This is a genomic window from Paucibacter soli, from assembly GCF_037482845.1.
GTDB lineage: Bacteria > Pseudomonadota > Gammaproteobacteria > Burkholderiales > Burkholderiaceae_C > Paucibacter_B > Paucibacter_B soli.
The window spans coordinates 580,642-598,679 of record NZ_JBBHJW010000001.1 but is presented as its reverse complement, the minus strand read 5'-3'; the positions used below and the strand labels follow the sequence as shown (position 1 = coordinate 598,679).

23 protein-coding genes are annotated in these 18,038 nt (G+C 61.4%); 22 read left to right on the top strand and 1 reads right to left on the bottom strand.

Going from position 1 to position 18,038, the window contains the following annotated elements; translation table 11 throughout:
* Complete coding sequence (gene rpoC / locus WG898_RS02815) at window positions 1-4,218, top strand: DNA-directed RNA polymerase subunit beta' (RefSeq protein ID WP_285235091.1); 4,218 nt, start codon at window positions 1-3, stop codon at window positions 4,216-4,218.
* A gap of 54 nt (window positions 4,219-4,272) precedes the next feature.
* On the opposite strand, the gene WG898_RS02810 is transcribed toward rpoC, so the two are convergent.
* Window positions 4,273-4,728, bottom strand: a complete 456-nt coding sequence (locus tag WG898_RS02810; RefSeq protein ID WP_339601231.1) for a PIN domain-containing protein — start codon at window positions 4,726-4,728, stop codon at window positions 4,273-4,275.
* Window positions 4,729-5,002: 274 nt separating this feature from the next.
* Between WG898_RS02810 and rpsL the strand changes: the two genes are divergently transcribed.
* The 21 genes from rpsL (at window position 5,003) to rpsH (ending at window position 18,027) form a co-directional block, all read left to right on the top strand.
* A complete protein-coding gene (gene rpsL, locus WG898_RS02805; RefSeq protein ID WP_285235097.1) occupies window positions 5,003-5,377 on the top strand; it encodes a 30S ribosomal protein S12 in 375 nt (124 codons plus the stop codon).
* Window positions 5,378-5,559: 182 nt separating this feature from the next.
* Window positions 5,560-6,030: a 30S ribosomal protein S7 gene (gene rpsG / locus WG898_RS02800; protein WP_285235099.1), complete on the top strand. Its 471-nt coding sequence runs from the start codon at window positions 5,560-5,562 to the stop codon at window positions 6,028-6,030.
* Between the two features lie 69 nt (window positions 6,031-6,099).
* Window positions 6,100-8,202 carry an elongation factor G gene (gene fusA / locus WG898_RS02795; RefSeq protein WP_339601230.1) on the top strand — a complete coding sequence of 701 codons (2,103 nt, stop codon included), beginning with the start codon at window positions 6,100-6,102 and terminating at the stop codon, window positions 8,200-8,202.
* Window positions 8,203-8,348: 146 nt separating this feature from the next.
* Complete coding sequence (gene tuf, locus WG898_RS02790; RefSeq protein ID WP_285235081.1) at window positions 8,349-9,539, top strand: elongation factor Tu; 1,191 nt, start codon at window positions 8,349-8,351, stop codon at window positions 9,537-9,539.
* 99 nt (window positions 9,540-9,638) lie between these two features.
* Window positions 9,639-9,950, top strand: a complete 312-nt coding sequence (gene rpsJ / locus WG898_RS02785; RefSeq protein ID WP_285235101.1) for a 30S ribosomal protein S10 — start codon at window positions 9,639-9,641, stop codon at window positions 9,948-9,950.
* Between the two features lie 304 nt (window positions 9,951-10,254).
* Window positions 10,255-10,926, top strand: a complete 672-nt coding sequence (gene rplC, locus WG898_RS02780) for a 50S ribosomal protein L3 (protein WP_285235102.1) — start codon at window positions 10,255-10,257, stop codon at window positions 10,924-10,926.
* The gene (rplD, locus tag WG898_RS02775) at window positions 10,926-11,546 is read left to right on the top strand and encodes a 50S ribosomal protein L4 (RefSeq protein WP_285235103.1); all 621 of its coding nucleotides are present in this window, start codon (window positions 10,926-10,928) and stop codon (window positions 11,544-11,546) included. The genes rplC and rplD overlap by 1 nt, the downstream gene beginning before the upstream one ends.
* Window positions 11,543-11,857, top strand: a complete 315-nt coding sequence (gene rplW, locus WG898_RS02770; RefSeq protein WP_285235104.1) for a 50S ribosomal protein L23 — start codon at window positions 11,543-11,545, stop codon at window positions 11,855-11,857. Before rplD ends, rplW begins: the two co-directional genes overlap by 4 nt.
* Window positions 11,857-12,681 (top strand): 50S ribosomal protein L2, encoded by an 825-nt coding sequence (gene rplB, locus WG898_RS02765; protein ID WP_285235105.1) that lies wholly within the window; start codon window positions 11,857-11,859, stop codon window positions 12,679-12,681. The genes rplW and rplB overlap by 1 nt, the downstream gene beginning before the upstream one ends.
* Window positions 12,682-12,691: 10 nt before the next feature.
* Window positions 12,692-12,970 carry a 30S ribosomal protein S19 gene (rpsS, locus tag WG898_RS02760; protein WP_195795806.1) on the top strand — a complete coding sequence of 93 codons (279 nt, stop codon included), beginning with the start codon at window positions 12,692-12,694 and terminating at the stop codon, window positions 12,968-12,970.
* Window positions 12,971-12,981: 11 nt separating this feature from the next.
* The gene (rplV, locus tag WG898_RS02755) at window positions 12,982-13,311 is read left to right on the top strand and encodes a 50S ribosomal protein L22 (RefSeq protein WP_285235567.1); all 330 of its coding nucleotides are present in this window, start codon (window positions 12,982-12,984) and stop codon (window positions 13,309-13,311) included.
* A 16-nt stretch (window positions 13,312-13,327) separates the two neighbouring features.
* Entirely contained in the window at window positions 13,328-14,185 is an 858-nt protein-coding gene (rpsC, locus tag WG898_RS02750) for a 30S ribosomal protein S3 (protein WP_285235106.1), read from the top strand.
* 2 nt (window positions 14,186-14,187) lie between these two features.
* Entirely contained in the window at window positions 14,188-14,604 is a 417-nt protein-coding gene (gene rplP, locus WG898_RS02745) for a 50S ribosomal protein L16 (protein WP_285235107.1), read from the top strand.
* Between the two features lie 12 nt (window positions 14,605-14,616).
* Complete coding sequence (gene rpmC / locus WG898_RS02740) at window positions 14,617-14,814, top strand: 50S ribosomal protein L29 (protein ID WP_282824718.1); 198 nt, start codon at window positions 14,617-14,619, stop codon at window positions 14,812-14,814.
* Window positions 14,814-15,083, top strand: coding sequence for a 30S ribosomal protein S17 (gene rpsQ, locus WG898_RS02735; protein ID WP_285235108.1), 270 nt, complete (start codon window positions 14,814-14,816; stop codon window positions 15,081-15,083). The genes rpmC and rpsQ overlap by 1 nt, the downstream gene beginning before the upstream one ends.
* Window positions 15,084-15,238: 155 nt before the next feature.
* On the top strand, window positions 15,239-15,748 hold the full coding sequence (locus WG898_RS02730; protein WP_339601229.1) for a peroxiredoxin: 510 nt from the start codon (window positions 15,239-15,241) through the stop codon (window positions 15,746-15,748).
* A 284-nt stretch (window positions 15,749-16,032) separates the two neighbouring features.
* Window positions 16,033-16,401 carry a 50S ribosomal protein L14 gene (gene rplN / locus WG898_RS02725; RefSeq protein ID WP_088286487.1) on the top strand — a complete coding sequence of 123 codons (369 nt, stop codon included), beginning with the start codon at window positions 16,033-16,035 and terminating at the stop codon, window positions 16,399-16,401.
* 25 nt (window positions 16,402-16,426) lie between these two features.
* Window positions 16,427-16,744 (top strand): 50S ribosomal protein L24, encoded by a 318-nt coding sequence (gene rplX / locus WG898_RS02720; RefSeq protein WP_285235110.1) that lies wholly within the window; start codon window positions 16,427-16,429, stop codon window positions 16,742-16,744.
* Window positions 16,745-16,754: 10 nt separating this feature from the next.
* On the top strand, window positions 16,755-17,294 hold the full coding sequence (gene rplE / locus WG898_RS02715) for a 50S ribosomal protein L5 (protein WP_285235111.1): 540 nt from the start codon (window positions 16,755-16,757) through the stop codon (window positions 17,292-17,294).
* Window positions 17,295-17,302: 8 nt separating this feature from the next.
* The gene (rpsN, locus tag WG898_RS02710; protein WP_285235112.1) at window positions 17,303-17,608 is read left to right on the top strand and encodes a 30S ribosomal protein S14; all 306 of its coding nucleotides are present in this window, start codon (window positions 17,303-17,305) and stop codon (window positions 17,606-17,608) included.
* 23 nt (window positions 17,609-17,631) lie between these two features.
* Complete coding sequence (gene rpsH, locus WG898_RS02705; RefSeq protein WP_285235113.1) at window positions 17,632-18,027, top strand: 30S ribosomal protein S8; 396 nt, start codon at window positions 17,632-17,634, stop codon at window positions 18,025-18,027.
* Window positions 18,028-18,038: the final 11 nt, after the last annotated feature.

Here is an 18,038-nt window from a genome sequence, read left to right as displayed (position 1 = left end):
ATGAAAGGTTTGCTGGACCTGTTCAAGCAATTCACGCCCGACGAGCACTTCGACGCGATCAAGATCGGGCTGGCCTCGCCCGAGAAGATCCGTTCGTGGTCTTTCGGTGAGGTGAAGAAGCCCGAGACCATCAACTACCGGACTTTCAAGCCCGAGCGTGATGGCCTGTTTTGCGCCAAGATCTTCGGCCCGATCAAGGACTACGAGTGCCTGTGCGGCAAGTACAAGCGCTTGAAGCACCGCGGCGTGATCTGCGAGAAGTGCGGCGTTGAAGTCACCCAGACCAAGGTGCGCCGCGACCGCATGGGTCATATCGACCTGGCCGCGCCCTGCGCCCACATCTGGTTCCTGAAGTCGCTGCCCTCGCGTCTGGGCCTGGTGCTCGACATGACGCTGCGCGACATCGAGCGCGTGCTGTACTTCGAAGCCTATGTGGTCGTCGACCCCGGCATGACCCCGCTGAAGAAGTTCAGCATCATGAGCGAGGACGACTACGACGCCAAGCGCGTCGAGTACGGTGACGAGTTCATCGCGCTGATGGGTGCGGAAGGCGTCAAGAAGTTGCTGGAAGACATGGATCTCGACGTCGAGATCGACAAGCTCCGCAACGACATGACCGGCTCCGAGCTCAAGGTCAAAAAGAACTCCAAGCGCCTGAAGGTGATGGAAGCCTTCAAGAAGTCCGGCATCAAGCCGAACTGGATGGTGCTGGATGTGCTGCCCGTGCTGCCGCCGGACCTGCGTCCGCTGGTGCCGCTGGACGGCGGCCGCTTCGCGACCTCGGATCTGAACGATCTGTATCGCCGCGTCATCAACCGTAACAACCGCCTGGCCCGTCTGCTCGAGCTGAAGGCCCCTGAGATCATCGTGCGCAACGAAAAGCGCATGCTGCAGGAAGCCGTGGACTCGCTGCTGGACAACGGCCGTCGTGGCAAGGCCATGACCGGCGCGAACAAGCGTGCCCTCAAGTCGCTGGCCGACATGATCAAGGGCAAGAGCGGTCGCTTCCGTCAAAACTTGCTGGGCAAGCGCGTCGACTATTCCGGTCGTTCGGTGATTACCGTGGGCCCGACGCTCAAGCTGCACCAGTGCGGTCTGCCCAAGCTGATGGCGCTGGAGCTGTTCAAGCCCTTCATCTTCTCGCGCCTGGAGGCGATGGGTATCGCCACCACCATCAAGGCCGCGAAGAAGGAAGTCGAATCCGGCACGCCGGTGGTCTGGGACATCCTGGAAGAGGTCATCAAGGAGCATCCGGTTCTGCTGAATCGCGCGCCGACGCTGCACCGTCTGGGTATCCAGGCCTTCGAGCCGGTGCTGATCGAAGGCAAGGCGATCCAGCTGCATCCGCTGGTCTGCGCGGCCTTCAACGCCGACTTCGACGGTGACCAGATGGCCGTCCACGTGCCGCTGTCGATCGAAGCGCAGATGGAAGCCCGCACGCTGATGCTGGCCTCCAACAACGTGCTGTTCCCGGCCTCGGGCGAGCCCTCTATCGTGCCGTCGCAAGACGTGGTGCTGGGCCTGTACTACGCCACCCGCGATCGCATCAACGCCAAGGGCGAAGGCCTGGTGTTCTCCGATGTCAGCGAAATGCTGCGCGCGCTGGAGAACGGCGTGGTCGAGATCACCGCCAAGATCGCCGTGCGCCTGACCGAGTACAGCAAGGGTGCGGACGGTGAATGGGTGCCCGAGACCAAGCTGGTGGACACCACCGTCGGCCGTGCCCTGTTGAGCGAGATCCTGCCCAAGGGCCTGCCGTTCTCGAACATCAACAAGGCGCTGAAGAAGAAGGAGATCTCGCGCCTGATCAACACCTCGTTCCGCAAGTGCGGCCTGAAGGAAACCGTGGTGCTGGCAGACAAGCTGCTGCAATCTGGTTTCAAGCTGGCTACGCGTGCTGGCATCTCCATCGCTATCGACGACATGTTGGTGCCCAAGGAGAAGGTGCAGCTGATCGAGCGTGCCGAAAAGGAAGTCAAGGAAATCGAGCAGCAGTACGTCTCGGGCCTGGTGACCGCCGGCGAGCGCTACAACAAGGTGGTGGACATCTGGGGCAAGACCGGCGACGAGGTCGGCAAGGTCATGATGACCCAGCTGTCCAAGCAGAAGACCATCGACCGCAACGGCAAGGAAGTGGATCAGGAGTCCTTCAACTCCATCTACATGATGGCCGACTCGGGCGCCCGCGGTTCTGCGGCCCAGATTCGCCAGCTGGCTGGTATGCGGGGCCTGATGGCCAAGCCGGATGGCTCGATCATCGAGACGCCGATCACGGCGAACTTCCGCGAAGGCCTGAACGTGTTGCAGTACTTCATCTCCACCCACGGTGCTCGTAAGGGCCTGGCGGATACGGCGTTGAAGACCGCGAACTCGGGTTACCTGACGCGTCGTCTGGTGGACGTGACCCAGGATCTGGTCGTGACCGAAGCCGATTGCGGCACCGACAACGGCATCGCGATGCGCGCCCTGGTCGAGGGTGGTGAAGTGATCGAATCGCTGCGCGACCGTATCCTCGGCCGCGTGGCAGCCATCGATGTGCTGCACCCCGAGACGCAAGGCCTGCTGCTGCCGGCCGGCCATATGCTGGACGAAGACAACCTGGACATGCTGGAGCAAGCCGGCGTGGACGAGGTCAAGGTCCGCACGCCGCTGACCTGCGCCACGCGCTTCGGCCTCTGCGCCAAGTGCTATGGCCGCGATCTGGGCCGCGGCGGCCTGGTCAACACCGGCGAGGCCGTGGGCGTGATTGCCGCGCAGTCGATCGGTGAGCCGGGTACCCAGCTGACCATGCGTACCTTCCACATCGGTGGTGCGGCTTCGCGTGCAGCGGTGGCCTCCAGCGTCGAAGCCAAGTCGGACGGCATCATCGGCTTCAATGCCACGATGCGCTACGTCACCAACGGCAAGGGCGAACTGGTGGTGATCTCGCGTTCTGGCGAAATCATCATCAGCGACCAGCATGGCCGCGAGCGCGAGCGCCACAAGGTGCCGTACGGCGCGATCCTGAACATCAAGGCCGACCAGACCATCAAGGCTGGCCTGATCTTGGCGAACTGGGATCCGCTGACCCGACCCATCATCACGGAATTCGCCGGCCAGGCTAAGTTCGAGAACGTGGAAGAGGGCGTCACCGTGGCCAAGCAGGTCGACGAGGTGACCGGTCTGTCCACCCTGGTGGTGATCGATCCCAAGCGTCGTGGTGCCGCCAAGGTGGTGCGTCCGCAGGTCAAGCTGCTGGACGCCAATGGCAACGAGGTGAAGATCCCCGGCACCGACCACTCGGTGACGATCGGCTTCCAGGTCGGCTCGCTGATCCAGATCCGCGACGGCCAGGACCTTGCGCCTGGTGAGGTGCTGGCGCGTATCCCGGTGGAAGGCCAGAAGACTCGAGACATTACCGGCGGTCTGCCGCGTGTGGCCGAGCTCTTCGAAGCCCGCTCGCCCAAGGATGCCGGCGTGCTGGCCGAGCAGACCGGTACGGTCTCCTTCGGCAAGGAAACCAAGGGCAAGGTGCGCTTGGAGATCACCGATCCGGACGGCAACAAGCACGAAGAGCTGGTGCCCAAGGAAAAGAACATCTTGGTGCACGAAGGCCAGGTGGTCAACCGCGGTGAGCTGATTGTGGACGGCCCGGCCGATCCGCAAGACATCCTGCGCCTGCTCGGTATCGAGGAGCTGGCTCGCTACATCGTCGACGAAGTGCAGGACGTGTACCGCTTGCAGGGCGTGAAGATCAACGACAAGCACATCGAGGTGATCGTTCGCCAGATGCTGCGTCGCGTGCAGATCACGAACTCGGGCGACTCGAACTACATCGTCAACGAGCAGGTGGAGCGCTCGGAGCTGCTGGACACCAACGACCGTCTGCGCAAGGAAGGCAAGATGATTGCCACCCATGCCGACGTGCTGCTCGGTATCACCAAGGCTTCGCTGTCGACCGATTCCTTCATCTCCGCGGCTTCCTTCCAGGAAACCACTCGCGTGCTTACCGAGGCTGCCATCATGGGCAAGCGCGACGAGCTGCGCGGCCTGAAGGAAAACGTCATCGTCGGCCGTCTGATCCCGGCCGGTACCGGCATGGCCTTCCACGACGCTCGCCGCGTCAAGGAAGAGATGGACGACGCCGAGCGCCGCGCCATCGCCATGCAGGAAGCCGAGGAAATGGCCGCCGCACAGCTGGCAGCCGTGGACGACGCGAGCGATCGCAGCGCCGACTGATCAGGCCCGCAAGGGCTTCATGCCTAAAAGGGCTGCCGGTTCGGCAGCCCTTTTCTACTTCTGAGGCGGCAATGCCTGTGCCTTGATCCAGGCTTGGGGCGTGAGTATGTTCAGCCGCAAGGCGCGCGCCCGCTTGGCCAGGGCCAACACGGCGCGGTCGCGTGAGATCAGCCATTCGCATTGCTGCGCGACGGCCAGGTCGATGAACATCTGATCGTCCGGGTCGCGACAGCTCAGCCGGACCGCCGGCGGCGGCGCTTCCGGAACGGTATGGCACCATTGATCGAATGCCGCCTCGATGGCACCCAGGTCGGGTGCGCGGCTGGCGGCAATGCCCCTGCCCAACACATGCAGCAACTCCGCGCGCATGGCCGCACTACCGACCCAACGCAGGCGCCCGGACGTCAGGGCCAGCACCAGCGCTTGCACCGAGGGCTCGGCAAATATCAGCCAATCCATTACCACCTGGGTATCGATGACGGCGCATGGGACGGCCTGGGGTGTGGGCATGGATGGAGGCAACGGCAAATGGCGGCAAGCATAGCCGTTGCCAAGGCCCTTGAGTGCCTCACTTGTGCCATTGCCAGCTTCTGATCTACAATCGCGGGCTCTTCAATGGGCCTTGCTGCGCCTAGGCATCAGCGTCCGGAAAGTTTGCGCACAGCGTCATGCCTTGCATGGTGTCGTGCGCTTTTGGCTTTTCGTCAGGTGTTGCGTAGCAGGGTTGCTGGCCGTCGTGGTCAGTCCATCGAAGACTGTGACTTCAAACGGGAACAAGTTACTTATGCCAACCATCAATCAGCTCGTGCGCCACGGCCGTCAGGTCGAGGTCACGAAATCCAAGTCGCCGGCGATGCAGGACTGCCCGCAGCGCCGCGGCGTTTGCACCCGCGTGTACACCACGACCCCGAAGAAGCCGAACTCGGCGCTTCGTAAGGTTGCCAAGGTGCGCCTGACCAACGGTTTCGAGGTCATCTCGTACATCGGCGGTGAAGGCCACAACCTGCAAGAGCACAGCGTCGTGCTCGTGCGCGGCGGCCGTGTCAAGGACTTGCCCGGTGTGCGTTACCACATCGTGCGCGGCTCCTTGGACCTGCAGGGCGTGAAGGATCGCAAGCAATCGCGTTCCAAGTACGGCGCCAAGCGCCCGAAGAAGTAAGCATCAAGAGTTTGTCATGGCGCGGCACTGGCATCGTCTAGGCTGTCGTCGGATATTTAGCGGTTTGTGCTGACTCAGTAGAGCGGTAGCAGCCGAGTAAGTGGATGACCCCTGATGTTGGTGGTCGTTCAACGGTGACGGGCCTAAGCCCCGAGCCAAACTGAAGCAAGAGGAAGAATCCCATGCCACGTCGTCGCGAAGTACCCAAGCGCGAGATCCTGCCTGATCCCAAGTTCGGCAATGTTGATCTGTCGAAGTTCATGAATGTTGTGATGGAGTCCGGCAAGAAGGCCGTCGCCGAGCGCATCATTTATGGCGCTCTCGAGCAAATCGAGAAGAAGGTCGGCAAAGATCCGCTGGAAGTGTTCATCGTCGCGCTGAACAACGTGAAGCCCATGGTCGAAGTGAAGTCACGCCGCGTTGGCGGTGCGAACTACCAAGTTCCCGTGGAAGTTCGCCCCGTCCGCCGTATGGCTCTGGCCATGCGTTGGCTGAAGGAATCGGCCCGCAAGCGCGGCGAGAAGTCGATGGCACAGCGCCTCGCCAACGAACTGCTGGAGGCCTCCGAAGGCCGCGGCGGCGCGATGAAGAAGCGTGACGAAGTGCACCGCATGGCAGAAGCCAACAAGGCCTTCTCGCACTTCCGCTTCTAAACTACACCGTTCCAGCCGCCTCGGGTTTCTACCAACCCGTTGGCGGCTCAATGCATTTGGAGTCACATCATGGCCCGCAAGACCCCCATCGAGCGCTACCGCAATATCGGTATCTCTGCGCACATCGATGCTGGCAAGACCACCACGACCGAACGTATCCTGTTTTACACGGGCGTGAACCACAAGATCGGTGAAGTGCACGACGGTGCTGCCACCATGGACTGGATGGAACAAGAGCAGGAGCGTGGTATCACCATCACGTCGGCTGCGACCACCTGCTTCTGGAAGGGCATGGACATGTCCTATCCGGAGCACCGCTTCAACATCATCGACACCCCTGGACACGTGGACTTCACGATTGAAGTCGAGCGTTCGATGCGTGTGCTGGACGGCGCTTGCATGGTCTATTGCGCCGTGGGTGGTGTGCAGCCCCAGTCGGAAACCGTCTGGCGTCAGGCCAACAAGTACAAGGTGCCGCGTCTGGCCTTCGTGAACAAGATGGACCGCACCGGTGCCAACTTCTTCAAGGTCTATGACCAGATGCGCCTGCGTCTGAAGGCCAACCCCGTGCCCGTCGTGATCCCTATCGGCGCCGAAGAGAACTTCAAGGGCGTCGTCGACCTGATCAAGATGAAGGCCATCTACTGGGATGAAGCTTCCCAGGGCATGAAGTTCGACTACCGCGACATCCCTGCCGAGCTGCAGGCTGACGCGCAGAAGTGGCGCGACAACCTGGTTGAAGCGGCTGCCGAGTCGAGCGAAGACATGATGAACCAGTACCTGGAAACCGGTGAGCTCAGCGAAGCTGAAATCATGCAAGGTATCCGAGTGCGCACGCTGGCTGCTGAAATCCAGCCGATGTTCTGCGGCACCGCCTTCAAGAACAAGGGCGTGCAGCGCATGCTGGACGGCGTGATCGACTTCCTGCCCTCGCCGGTGGACGTGCCGCCCGTGCCCGGTACGGATGAAGACGACCAGCCGGCCTCGCGCGACGCTTCCGACGAAGCCAAGTTCTCGGCGCTGGCCTTCAAGCTGATGACCGACCCCTATGTTGGTCAGCTGACCTTTGTGCGCGTCTACTCCGGCGTGCTGAAGTCGGGCGACTCGGTCTACAACCCGATCCGTGCCAAGAAGGAGCGTATCGGCCGTATTCTGCAGATGCACGCCAACCAGCGTGAAGAAATCTCGGAAATTCTGGCCGGTGACATCGCTGCCTGCGTGGGCCTGAAGGACGTGACCACGGGCGAAACCCTGTGCGATCCCGAAGCCATCATCACGCTGGAAAAGATGGTGTTCCCCGAGCCGGTGATTTCGCAGGCCGTCGAGCCCAAGACCAAGGCCGACCAGGAGAAGATGGGTATCGCCCTGGGCCGTCTGGCCAAGGAAGATCCGTCGTTCCGTCTGCGTACCGACGAAGAGTCGGGCCAGACCATCATCTCGGGCATGGGCGAGCTGCACCTGGAAATCATTGTCGACCGCATGAAGCGCGAATTCGGCGTGGAAGCCAACGTCGGCAAGCCGCAAGTGGCCTATCGCGAAACCATTCGCAAGACCGCCACTGATGTGGAAGGCAAGTTCGTTCGGCAGTCGGGCGGTAAGGGCCAGTACGGCCACGTCGTGCTGACCGTCGAGCCGCAAGAGCCGGGCAAGGGCTTCGAGTTCGTCGACGCCATCAAGGGTGGTGTGGTGCCCCGCGAGTTCATTCCCGCGGTTGAAAAGGGCGTGATCGACAGCCTGCCGAACGGCGTGCTGGCGGGCTACCCCGTGGTGGACGTGAAGGTCACGCTGACCTTTGGTTCCTACCACGAAGTGGACTCGAACGAAAACGCCTTCAAGATGGCCGCTTCGATGGGCTTCAAGGATGGCTGCCGCAAGGCTTCGCCGGTGATCCTGGAGCCGATGATGGCCGTGGAAGTCGAGACGCCGGAAGACTACGCTGGTACGGTGATGGGCGATCTGTCCAGCCGTCGTGGCATGGTGCAGGGCATGGACGACATGGTCGGCGGCGGCAAGATCATCAAGGCCGAAGTGCCCCTGTCCGAAATGTTCGGCTACTCGACCACGCTGCGTTCGGCCACGCAAGGCCGTGCGACGTACACGATGGAGTTCAAGCACTACGCCGAAGCTCCGAAGAACGTGGCCGACGCCATCATCACTGCCCGCGGCAAGTGATGCCAAGCCGGGGCGCCTGCCCCGGCTGCTTGATTTCGAGAATCGTCTTCGCAGAGGCTCTCCCGGTTGCCAGTCGCCGGGGCATCAGGGCACTGCGGAAACGCTAAACCAACAGACTGGCGGATGCTCTTTTCTGGAGAATTGAAATGGCAAAAGGTAAATTCGAACGTACCAAGCCCCACGTGAACGTGGGCACGATTGGTCACGTTGACCATGGCAAGACCACGCTGACCGCTGCGATCGCCACCGTGCTGTCGAAGAAGTTTGGCGGCGAAGCCAAGGCTTACGATCAGATCGATGCGGCCCCCGAAGAAAAGGCCCGCGGCATCACCATCAATACCGCTCACGTCGAGTACGAAACGGCGAACCGCCACTACGCTCACGTGGACTGCCCTGGCCACGCCGACTATGTGAAGAACATGATCACCGGCGCGGCTCAGATGGACGGCGCGATCCTGGTGTGCTCGGCCGCTGACGGCCCGATGCCCCAGACCCGCGAGCACATCCTGCTGGCTCGCCAAGTGGGCGTGAAGTACATCATCGTGTTCCTGAACAAGTGCGACATGGTGGATGACGCCGAGCTGCTGGAACTGGTGGAAATGGAAGTGCGCGAGCTGCTGTCCAAGTACGACTTCCCCGGCGACGACACCCCCATCATCAAGGGTTCGGCCAAGCTGGCGCTGGAAGGCGACACGGGCGACCTGGGCGAGCAAGCCATCATGCGCCTGGCCGATGCGCTGGACACCTACATCCCCCAGCCGGACCGCGCCGTTGACGGCACCTTCCTGCTGCCGGTGGAAGACGTGTTCTCGATCTCGGGCCGTGGCACCGTGGTGACCGGTCGCGTTGAGCGCGGCATCATCAAGGTTGGCGAGGAAATCGAAATCGTCGGCATCCGCGACGTGCAGAAGACCACCGTGACCGGCGTGGAAATGTTCCGCAAGCTGCTGGACCAAGGTCAAGCCGGCGACAACGTCGGTATCCTGCTGCGCGGCACCAAGCGTGAAGACGTCGAGCGCGGCCAAGTGCTGGCCAAGCCCGGCTCGATCAAGCCCCACACCCACTTCACGGCCGAGATCTACGTGCTGTCGAAGGAAGAGGGCGGCCGTCACACCCCGTTCTTCAACAACTACCGTCCCCAGTTCTACTTCCGCACGACGGACGTGACCGGTGCCGTGGAGCTGCCGAAGGACAAGGAAATGGTCATGCCCGGCGACAACGTCGGCATCACCGTGAAGCTGATCGCTCCGATCGCCATGGAAACCGGCCTGCGCTTCGCTATTCGCGAAGGTGGCCGTACCGTCGGCTCGGGTGTGGTTGCCACCATCCTCGAGTAAATCTTTTGCGTGACCGGCCCGGCGTGCTTGCACGCTGGGTTCACACCAAACGCGGCTCAGGCCTGATGGTCACGCCGCACGTTCTTTGAAGGAATCGTCATGCAAAAGCAAAAGATCCGCATCCGTCTGAAGGCCTTCGATTACAAGCTGATCGACCAATCGGCTCTGGAAATCGTTGAGACTGCCAAGCGTACCGGCGCCATCGTCAAGGGCCCCGTGCCTCTGCCGACGCGCTTCGAGCGTTTCGACATCCTGCGTTCGCCGCACGTCAACAAGACCTCGCGCGATCAGTTCGAAATCCGTACGCACCAGCGTCTGATGGACATCGTTGACCCCACCGACAAGACCGTCGACGCTCTGATGAAGCTCGACCTGCCGGCCGGCGTCGACGTCGAAATCAAGCTGCAGTAAAGCGCAGCAATCACTGACTGAGGCTGCTTGCCGCCTCAGGAGGCGAGAGAAGGGGCGATCGTAAGATTGCCCCTTTTTCGTGACTCGGCGATGACGGCGCTTGCGGTCAAGCTAGGGTTCACGCTATACTCGCCAGCTTTTCCGCGTAAGCATTTGCTTGCGCGGTTTCGGCGCATCATCAGCAACAAGCTCGCACGCAATTGCGGGTGGGGGTTGATGGTGCACTTGGTCAGCCCGACCAATCGATGTCGGGTGTGTGTAAATGGCTCTCGAGGCGTATGCCGCAGGGGGCTGGAGAAAAACCATGAGTCTAAGCAATCGTCTCGGATTGCTGGGCCGCAAGGTGGGCATGATGCGCATCTTCACGGACGATGGCGATGCCATTCCTGTGACGGTGCTGGATGTGTCCAACAACCGCGTGACCCAGGTCAAGACCGAAGAGACCGACGGCTACAGCGCCATTCAAGTGGCGTTCGGTACGCGCAAGGCATCGCGCGTCACCAAGCCGGAAGCCGGCCACCTTGCCAAGGCAGGTGTCGAGGCTGGTGAAGTCCTGAAGGAATTCCGTGTTGCTGCCGATGTGGCTGCCGAGTACAAGGCCGGCGCGCAAGTGCCCGTGACCCTGTTTGCTGCGGGCCAGCTGGTCGACGTACAGGGCACTTCCATCGGTAAGGGCTTCGAAGGCACCATCAAGCGTCACAACTTCAGTTCGCAGCGCGCATCGCACGGTAACAGCCGTTCGCACAACGTGCCTGGCTCGATCTCGATGGCGCAAGATCCTGGTCGCGTGTTTCCCGGCAAGAAGATGTCGGGTCACCTGGGCGACGTGACGAAGACGATCCAAAACCTGGACATCGTGCGCGTTGACGAAGCTCGTCAACTGCTGCTGGTCCGCGGTGCGGTGCCGGGCGCCAAGAACGGCCACGTGGTCGTGCGTCCCGCTGTCAAGGTCAAGCTCAAGAAAGGGGCCAACTGATGCAGCTCGAGCTCCTGAATGAGCAAGGTCAGGCCACCTCCAAGGTGGATGCTCCTGATACCGTGTTTGCTCGCGATTACAACGAAGCCCTGGTGCACCAGGTGGTCGTGGCCTTCCAGGCCAACGCCCGTCAAGGCACCCGCGCCCAGAAGGACCGCGAACAAGTTCATCACTCGACGAAGAAGCCGTTCCGCCAAAAGGGTACGGGCCGCGCACGTGCCGGTATGACTTCGTCGCCGTTGTGGCGTGGGGGCGGTCGGATCTTTCCGAACATGCCCGATGAGAACTTCTCGCACAAGCTGAACAAGAAGATGTACCGCGCCGGTATGGCCGCCATCCTCTCGCAGCTGGCTCGCGAAGGTCGCCTGGCCGTGGTGGATTCGATCGCGATCGAAGCCCCCAAGACCAAGCTGCTGGCTGCCAAGTTCAAGGCCATGGGTCTGGACTCGGTGCTGCTGATCTCGGACGTCGTGGACGACAACCTGGCGCTGGCTTCGCGCAACCTGGCCAATGTGCTGGTTGTTGAGCCGCGTTACGCCGACCCGCTGTCCCTGGTGCACTACAAGAAAGTGCTGGTCACCAAGGCCGCAGTGGAGCAACTCAAGGAGATGCTGGCATGAGCGCCGTGAAATATTCTGAAGGCCGTCTGGCCTCGGTGCTGCTGGCTCCCATCGTGTCCGAAAAGGCCACGGCGGTTGCTGAGAAGCACAACCAAGTGTTGTTCAAGGTCCTGCGCGACGCCACCAAGCCCGAAATCAAGGCCGCCGTTGAACTGATGTTCAAGGTCGAAGTTGAGTCGGTGAACGTGGTGAACGTGAAGGGCAAGGCCAAGCGCTTCGGCGGCCGTGCCGGCCGTCGCGACCACGTCAAGAAGGCGTATGTCGCTCTGAAGGCGGGCCAAGAGCTCAACTTCTCCGGGGAGGCTGCGTAATGGCCGTCGTTAAAGTCAAGCCGACCTCGCCTGGCCGCCGTGCCGTGGTGAAGGTGGTGCACAAGCACCTGCACAAGGGCGCTCCGGAAGCTTCGCTGCTGGAACCCCAAAAGCAAAATTCTGGCCGTAACAACAACGGTCACATCACGATTCGCCACAAGGGCGGTGGTCACAAGCACCACTACCGCGTGGTGGACTTCCGTCGCAACAAGGACGCGATCCCGGCCAAGGTCGAGCGTATCGAGTACGACCCCAACCGTACGGCCCACATCGCTCTGGTGTGCTATGCCGACGGCGAGCGTCGCTACATCATCGCTCCGCGTGGTCTGGAAGTGGGTTCGACGATCTTGAGCGGCGCGGAAGCGCCGATCAAGGCCGGCAACACCCTGCCTATCCGCAACATCCCCGTGGGTTCGACGATCCACTGCATCGAGATGCTGCCTGGCAAGGGCGCCCAGATCGCACGTTCGGCCGGCACTTCCGCTGTGCTGATGGCGCGTGAAGGCACCTACGCTCAAGTGCGTATGCGCTCGGGTGAAGTGCGCAAGATCCACATCGACTGCCGCGCCACGATTGGCGAGGTGAGCAACGAAGAGCACAGCCTGCGCCAGTACGGCAAGGCCGGTGCGATTCGTTGGAAGGGTATCCGCCCGACCGTTCGTGGTACCGCCATGAACCCGGTGGACCACCCGCACGGTGGTGGTGAAGGCCGTACCGGTGAGGGTCAAGCCCCTGTGTCGCCGTGGAACACCCTCACGAAGGGCTACCGCACTCGTAACAACAAGCGCACGCAGACGTTCATCGTTTCGCGTCGCAAGAAGTAAGGGGTAGGCCATGACTCGTTCACTGAAGAAGGGCCCGTTCGTTGACGCTCACCTGTTGGCCAAGGTCGACAAGGCAGTTGCCAACAAGGACAAGAAGCCCATCAAGACCTGGTCGCGCCGCTCGACGATCCTGCCCGAGTTCATCGGTCTGACGATCGCTGTGCACAACGGCAAGCAGCACGTGCCGGTCTATGTGTCTGACCAGATGGTCGGCCACAAGCTGGGTGAATTCGCACTGACCCGTACCTTCAAAGGCCATCCGGCCGACAAGAAGGCCGGGAAGAAGTAAGGATGCCAACGATGGAAACCAAAGCAATCGTTCGTGGCGTTCGCCTCTCGTGTGACAAGGGCCGCCTGGTGGCGGACCTGATCCGCGGCAAGAAGGTGGACCATGCGCTGAACATCCTGGAATTCACCCAGAAGAAGGCGGCCCTGATCATCAAGAAGGCACTGGAAAGCGCCATCGCCAACGCCGAGCACAACGACGGCGCTGACATTGATGAACTGAAGGTCACCTCGATCTATGTGGAACAAGGTGCCACGCTGAAGCGTTTCTCCGCCCGCGCCAAAGGCCGTGGCAACCGCATCAGCAAGCCCACGTGCCACATCTTCGTGTCGGTCGGCAACTGAAGGCTGAAGGAAGACTATGGGACAGAAAATACATCCGACCGGCTTCCGCCTGCCCGTCACCCGTAACTGGGCTTCGCGCTGGTATGCGTCGAACCAGAACTTCGCCACCATGCTGGCCGAAGATCTGCGCGTTCGCGAATACCTGAAGGCCAAGCTGAAGAATGCTGCCGTGTCGCGCATTCTGATCGAGCGCCCCGCGAAGAACGCCCGTATCACCATCTTCTCGGCACGTCCGGGCGTGGTGATCGGCAAGAAGGGCGAGGACATCGAAAACCTGAAGGCCGAACTGACCAAGCGTCTGGGCGTGCCGGTGGCAGTGAACATCGAAGAAGTGCGCAAGCCTGAAATCGATGCTCAGCTGATCGCCGACTCGATCACCCAGCAGCTGGAAAAGCGCATCATGTTCCGCCGCGCCATGAAGCGCGCGATGCAGAACGCGATGCGTCTGGGCGCCCAGGGCATCAAGATCATGTCCGCCGGCCGCCTGAACGGCATTGAAATCGCTCGTACCGAGTGGTATCGCGAAGGCCGCGTGCCTCTGCACACCCTGAAGGCTGACATCGACTACGGCTTCTCCGAAGCCAAGACGACGTATGGCGTGATCGGCGTGAAGGTGTGGGTCTACCGCGGTGACCGCCTTGCCAATGGTGAGGCACCGGTGATCAACACGCCTCCGGGCGCTGAAGACGACCGTCGTCCTCGTCGTAACGCCCGTCCGGGTGCTCCGAGCGGCCGTGGCCGTCCCGGCAGCGACCGTGGCCCGCGTGATGGTGCAGATAAGCCCGCTGACGCCGCCGCTGGCGACGCAGCCAAGCCCGCCGCAAAGCGTGTGGTCCGCAAGGCCCCCGCTGCCGGTGAGGCCAAAGGAGAATAAGCATGCTGCAACCTGCTCGTCGCAAATACCGCAAAGAGCAAAAGGGTCGTAACACTGGTGTTGCCACCCGTGGTGCTGCCGTGTCCTTCGGTGACTTCGGCCTGAAGGCCACCGAGCGCGGCCGTCTGACGGCTCGCCAGATCGAAGCTGCACGTCGTGCGATTTCGCGCCACATCAAGCGCGGTGGTCGTATCTTCATCCGCATCTTCCCGGACAAGCCGATCTCGCAAAAGCCTGCCGAAGTCCGGATGGGTAACGGCAAGGGCAACCCTGAGTACTACGTCGCTGAAATTCAGCCTGGCAAGGTGCTCTATGAGATCAACGGTGTGCCGGAAGCCCTGGCTCGCGAAGCGTTCACGCTGGCTGCTGCAAAGCTGCCCCTGCGTTGCACCTTCGTCGCGCGCATGGTCGGCGCCTGATTGGAGAACACCATGAAAGCATCTGAACTGCGTGGCAAGGACGTCGCTGCCTTGGAAAAGGAAGTGACCGATCTGCTCAAGGCCCATTTCGGCCTGCGCATGCAAAAGGCGACCCAACAGCTGACGAATCACTCGGTGCTGGGCAAGACCCGTCGCGACATCGCTCGCGTCAAGACCGTCTTGGCCGAGAAGAAGAAGGGAGCCGTGTAATGACGCAAGCTCAAGAAAAGAACACGCGCACCCTGGTTGGTCGCGTGGTGAGCGACAAGCGCGCCAAGACCGTCACGGTCCTGGTCGAGCGTCGCGCTAAGCACGAGCTCTACGGCAAGATCGTGGCCCGTTCCCGCAAGTACCACGCCCACGACGAAAAGGGCGAGTACAAGATGGGCGACGTGGTCGAGATCGCTGAAGGCCGCCCCCTGTCCAAGACCAAGAGCTGGGTCGTGACCCGTCTGGTCGAGAAGGCAGAAGCAGTCTAAGCAGGCCTTGTGCCTGTGCGTCGCGGGGTTATCAACGCCGCGACTCACACAAACGGTCGGAACGCTGGAATACTGGCGTCCGGCCGTTTTTCATTGACGCCCAGCCATGTCCCTGGCGGATGTGCTGGGCGTAGTTCATACAGAAGGAGCGAGACATGTTGAAGATTGGTGACCGCCTGCCCTCGGGCAAGTTGCAGGAATTCGTGGAAGTTGAAGGCAACGGCTGCTCCTTGGGCCCCAACACCTTCGAGATCGATGCCCTCACGGCCGGCAAGAAGATTGCCGTCTTCGCACTGCCGGGTGCCTACACCCCTACCTGTTCGGCCCAGCATGTGCCGGGCTATGTCCAGCAGGCCGAGGCGCTGCGCGCCGCCGGCGTCGATGAGATCTGGTGCATCTCGGTCAACGACGCGTTCGTGATGGGCGCCTGGGGCCGCGACCAGAAGACCGCCGGCAAGGTGCGCATGATGGCCGACGGCAGCGCGGACTTCACCAAGGCTGCCGGCTTGACGCTGGATCTGACGGCCAAGGGCATGGGTCTGCGCTCGCAGCGCTACTCCATGTTGGTGGTGGACGGGGTGGTAAAGACGCTCAATATCGAAGGCCCCGGCAAGTTCGAGGTCAGTGACGCCGGCACCATGCTGGCGCAAGCCAAGGCCGCCTGAGCGCTGCCGTCGACTGGGCGCCGTCTCGGCTGAGGCGCCGCCTCCAGTATTTGTGCGGCACCGCTTGACATGCGGAGGCCATCTAGTGCACAATCCAATGCTTCGCCGAACGTCAGGCGCATCTTGTGGTGCGTTATGGCCTCGGGTTCGCCCTCAACCACCGGGCGCTTCAAGCGAAGGCTGAACAGCCAAGCGGGAAGCGAACGGGCTACGGGCCCAAGACTGACCGTTGAATTCGCTGCGAATGGTCGCATCGGTGGATACGGGAAAAGTTGGGGACAGACATGATTCAAATGCAATCGCGACTTGACGTCGCGGACAACACTGGCGCCAAGTCCGTCATGTGCATCAAGGTGCTTGGCGGGTCCAAGCGTCGTTATGCCGGCATTGGCGACATCATCAAGGTCAGCATCAAAGAAGCTGCGCCGCGTGGCCGCGTCAAAAAGGGCGAGGTCTACAGTGCTGTGGTCGTGCGCACTGCCAAGGGCGTGCGTCGCCAAGACGGCTCTTTGGTCAAGTTCGACGGCAATGCCGCCGTGCTGCTGAACGCCAAGCTGGAGCCGATCGGCACCCGTATCTTTGGCCCCGTGACGCGTGAACTGCGTACCGAGCGCTTCATGAAGATCGTGTCGCTGGCACCTGAGGTGCTCTAAGCATCGTCAAGTCAAAGGTATTGCCATGAACAAGATTCGTAAAGGCGACGAGGTCATCGTGTTGACCGGCCGCGATAAGGGCAAGCGCGGCACTGTGTCGCAGCGTGTCGATGACGCACACCTCGTGGTGGACGGCGTCAATATCGTCAAGAAGCACGTCAAGCCCAACCCCATGAAGGGCACCACCGGCGGCGTGGTCGACAAGACGATGCCCATCCATCAATCCAACGTGGCGATTTTCAACGCTGCATCCGGCAAGGCCGATCGCGTGGGCATCAAGCTCCTCGCCGACGGCAAGAAGGTGCGCGTTTACAAGTCGACCGGCGAAGAGATCAAGGCTTAAGAGGTCCGACATGGCTCGTTTGCAAGCGTTTTATCGCGAAAAAGTTGTGCCAGGCCTCGTTGAGAAGTTTGGCTACAAGTCGATCATGGAAGTGCCGCGCATCACCAAGATCACGCTCAATATGGGTGTGAGCGAGGCGGTCGCCGACAAGAAGGTCATGGACCACGCCGTGAGCGACCTGACCAAGATTGCCGGCCAGAAGCCCGTGATCACGAAGTCGAAGAAGGCTATCGCCGGCTTCAAGATTCGTGACGGCGTGCCTATCGGCTGCATGGTCACCCTGCGTGGCGTTCAGATGTACGAATTCCTGGACCGTTTCGTGACGATCGCGCTGCCGCGCGTTCGTGACTTCCGCGGTATCTCGGGTCGTTCGTTTGACGGTCGCGGCAACTACAACATCGGCGTCAAAGAACAGATCATCTTCCCCGAAATCGAATACGACAAGGTGGATGCTCTGCGTGGTCTGAACATCAGCATCACGACGACTGCCAAGACGGATGACGAAGCCAAGGCCCTGCTCGGCGCCTTCCGCTTCCCGTTCAAGAACTGAGGTGATCTGTGGCTAAAACTTCGATCAAACAACGTGAACTGAAGCGCGAACAACTCGTCGCCAAGTTTGCCAAGAAGTACGCGGACCTGAAGGCCATCATCAACGACGCCAAGAAGTCGGATGAGGAGCGTTACGCCGCTCGCCTCGAGCTGCAGAAGCTGCCCCGCAATGCATACCCGACTCGCCTGCGTAACCGCTGCGAGTTGACCGGTCGTCCGCGCGGTACCTTCCGCAAGTTCGGCCTGGCCCGTAACAAGATTCGTGAGCTGGCCTTCAAGGGCGACATCCCCGGTGTCGTCAAGGCCAGCTGGTAATCGGCAGGTTTAGGAGATTTCGTATGAGCATGAGTGATCCTATCGCCGATATGCTGACCCGCATTCGCAACGCTCAGAGCGTTGAGAAGGTCAGTGTCGTGATGCCTTCCTCGAAGCTGAAGGTTGCGATCGCCAAGGTCCTGAAGGACGAAGGCTATATCGACGGTTTCGCGGTGCGCGGCGACGCAGCCCGCCCGGAGCTGGAGATCGCGCTGAAGTATTACGCCGGCCGTCCGGTGATCGAGCGCATCGAGCGCGTGAGCCGTCCCGGCCTGCGCATCTACAAGGGCCGCCACGATATTCCTCAGGTCATGAATGGCCTGGGTGTGGCGATTGTCACCACGCCGAAGGGCGTGATGACTGACCGCAAGGCACGTCAAGCCGGTATCGGCGGCGAAGTGCTCTGCTACGTCGCCTAAGCGCAAGGAGA

Bases quoted from the DNA above. Each gene is read 5' to 3' on its own strand.
- rpsS (WP_195795806.1), top strand. From the start codon at position 12,692: ATGACTCGTTCACTGAAGAAGGGCCCGTTCGTTGACGCTCACCTGTTG.
- WG898_RS02730 (WP_339601229.1), top strand. From the start codon at position 15,239: ATGTTGAAGATTGGTGACCGCCTGCCCTCGGGCAAGTTGCAGGAATTC.
- rpsC (WP_285235106.1), top strand. From the start codon at position 13,328: ATGGGACAGAAAATACATCCGACCGGCTTCCGCCTGCCCGTCACCCGT.
- rplC (WP_285235102.1), top strand. From the start codon at position 10,255: ATGAGTCTAAGCAATCGTCTCGGATTGCTGGGCCGCAAGGTGGGCATG.
- rplE (WP_285235111.1), top strand. From the start codon at position 16,755: ATGGCTCGTTTGCAAGCGTTTTATCGCGAAAAAGTTGTGCCAGGCCTC.
- rplV (WP_285235567.1), top strand. From the start codon at position 12,982: ATGGAAACCAAAGCAATCGTTCGTGGCGTTCGCCTCTCGTGTGACAAG.
- rpsJ (WP_285235101.1), top strand. From the start codon at position 9,639: ATGCAAAAGCAAAAGATCCGCATCCGTCTGAAGGCCTTCGATTACAAG.
- rplB (WP_285235105.1), top strand. From the start codon at position 11,857: ATGGCCGTCGTTAAAGTCAAGCCGACCTCGCCTGGCCGCCGTGCCGTG.
- rplN (WP_088286487.1), top strand. From the start codon at position 16,033: ATGATTCAAATGCAATCGCGACTTGACGTCGCGGACAACACTGGCGCC.
- fusA (WP_339601230.1), top strand. From the start codon at position 6,100: ATGGCCCGCAAGACCCCCATCGAGCGCTACCGCAATATCGGTATCTCT.
- rpsL (WP_285235097.1), top strand. From the start codon at position 5,003: ATGCCAACCATCAATCAGCTCGTGCGCCACGGCCGTCAGGTCGAGGTC.
- rplP (WP_285235107.1), top strand. From the start codon at position 14,188: ATGCTGCAACCTGCTCGTCGCAAATACCGCAAAGAGCAAAAGGGTCGT.
- WG898_RS02810 (WP_339601231.1), bottom strand. From the start codon at position 4,728: ATGCCCACACCCCAGGCCGTCCCATGCGCCGTCATCGATACCCAGGTG.
- rplW (WP_285235104.1), top strand. From the start codon at position 11,543: ATGAGCGCCGTGAAATATTCTGAAGGCCGTCTGGCCTCGGTGCTGCTG.
- rpsQ (WP_285235108.1), top strand. From the start codon at position 14,814: ATGACGCAAGCTCAAGAAAAGAACACGCGCACCCTGGTTGGTCGCGTG.
- rpoC (WP_285235091.1), top strand. From the start codon at position 1: ATGAAAGGTTTGCTGGACCTGTTCAAGCAATTCACGCCCGACGAGCAC.
- rplX (WP_285235110.1), top strand. From the start codon at position 16,427: ATGAACAAGATTCGTAAAGGCGACGAGGTCATCGTGTTGACCGGCCGC.
- rpsG (WP_285235099.1), top strand. From the start codon at position 5,560: ATGCCACGTCGTCGCGAAGTACCCAAGCGCGAGATCCTGCCTGATCCC.
- rplD (WP_285235103.1), top strand. From the start codon at position 10,926: ATGCAGCTCGAGCTCCTGAATGAGCAAGGTCAGGCCACCTCCAAGGTG.
- tuf (WP_285235081.1), top strand. From the start codon at position 8,349: ATGGCAAAAGGTAAATTCGAACGTACCAAGCCCCACGTGAACGTGGGC.
- rpsH (WP_285235113.1), top strand. From the start codon at position 17,632: ATGAGCATGAGTGATCCTATCGCCGATATGCTGACCCGCATTCGCAAC.
- rpmC (WP_282824718.1), top strand. From the start codon at position 14,617: ATGAAAGCATCTGAACTGCGTGGCAAGGACGTCGCTGCCTTGGAAAAG.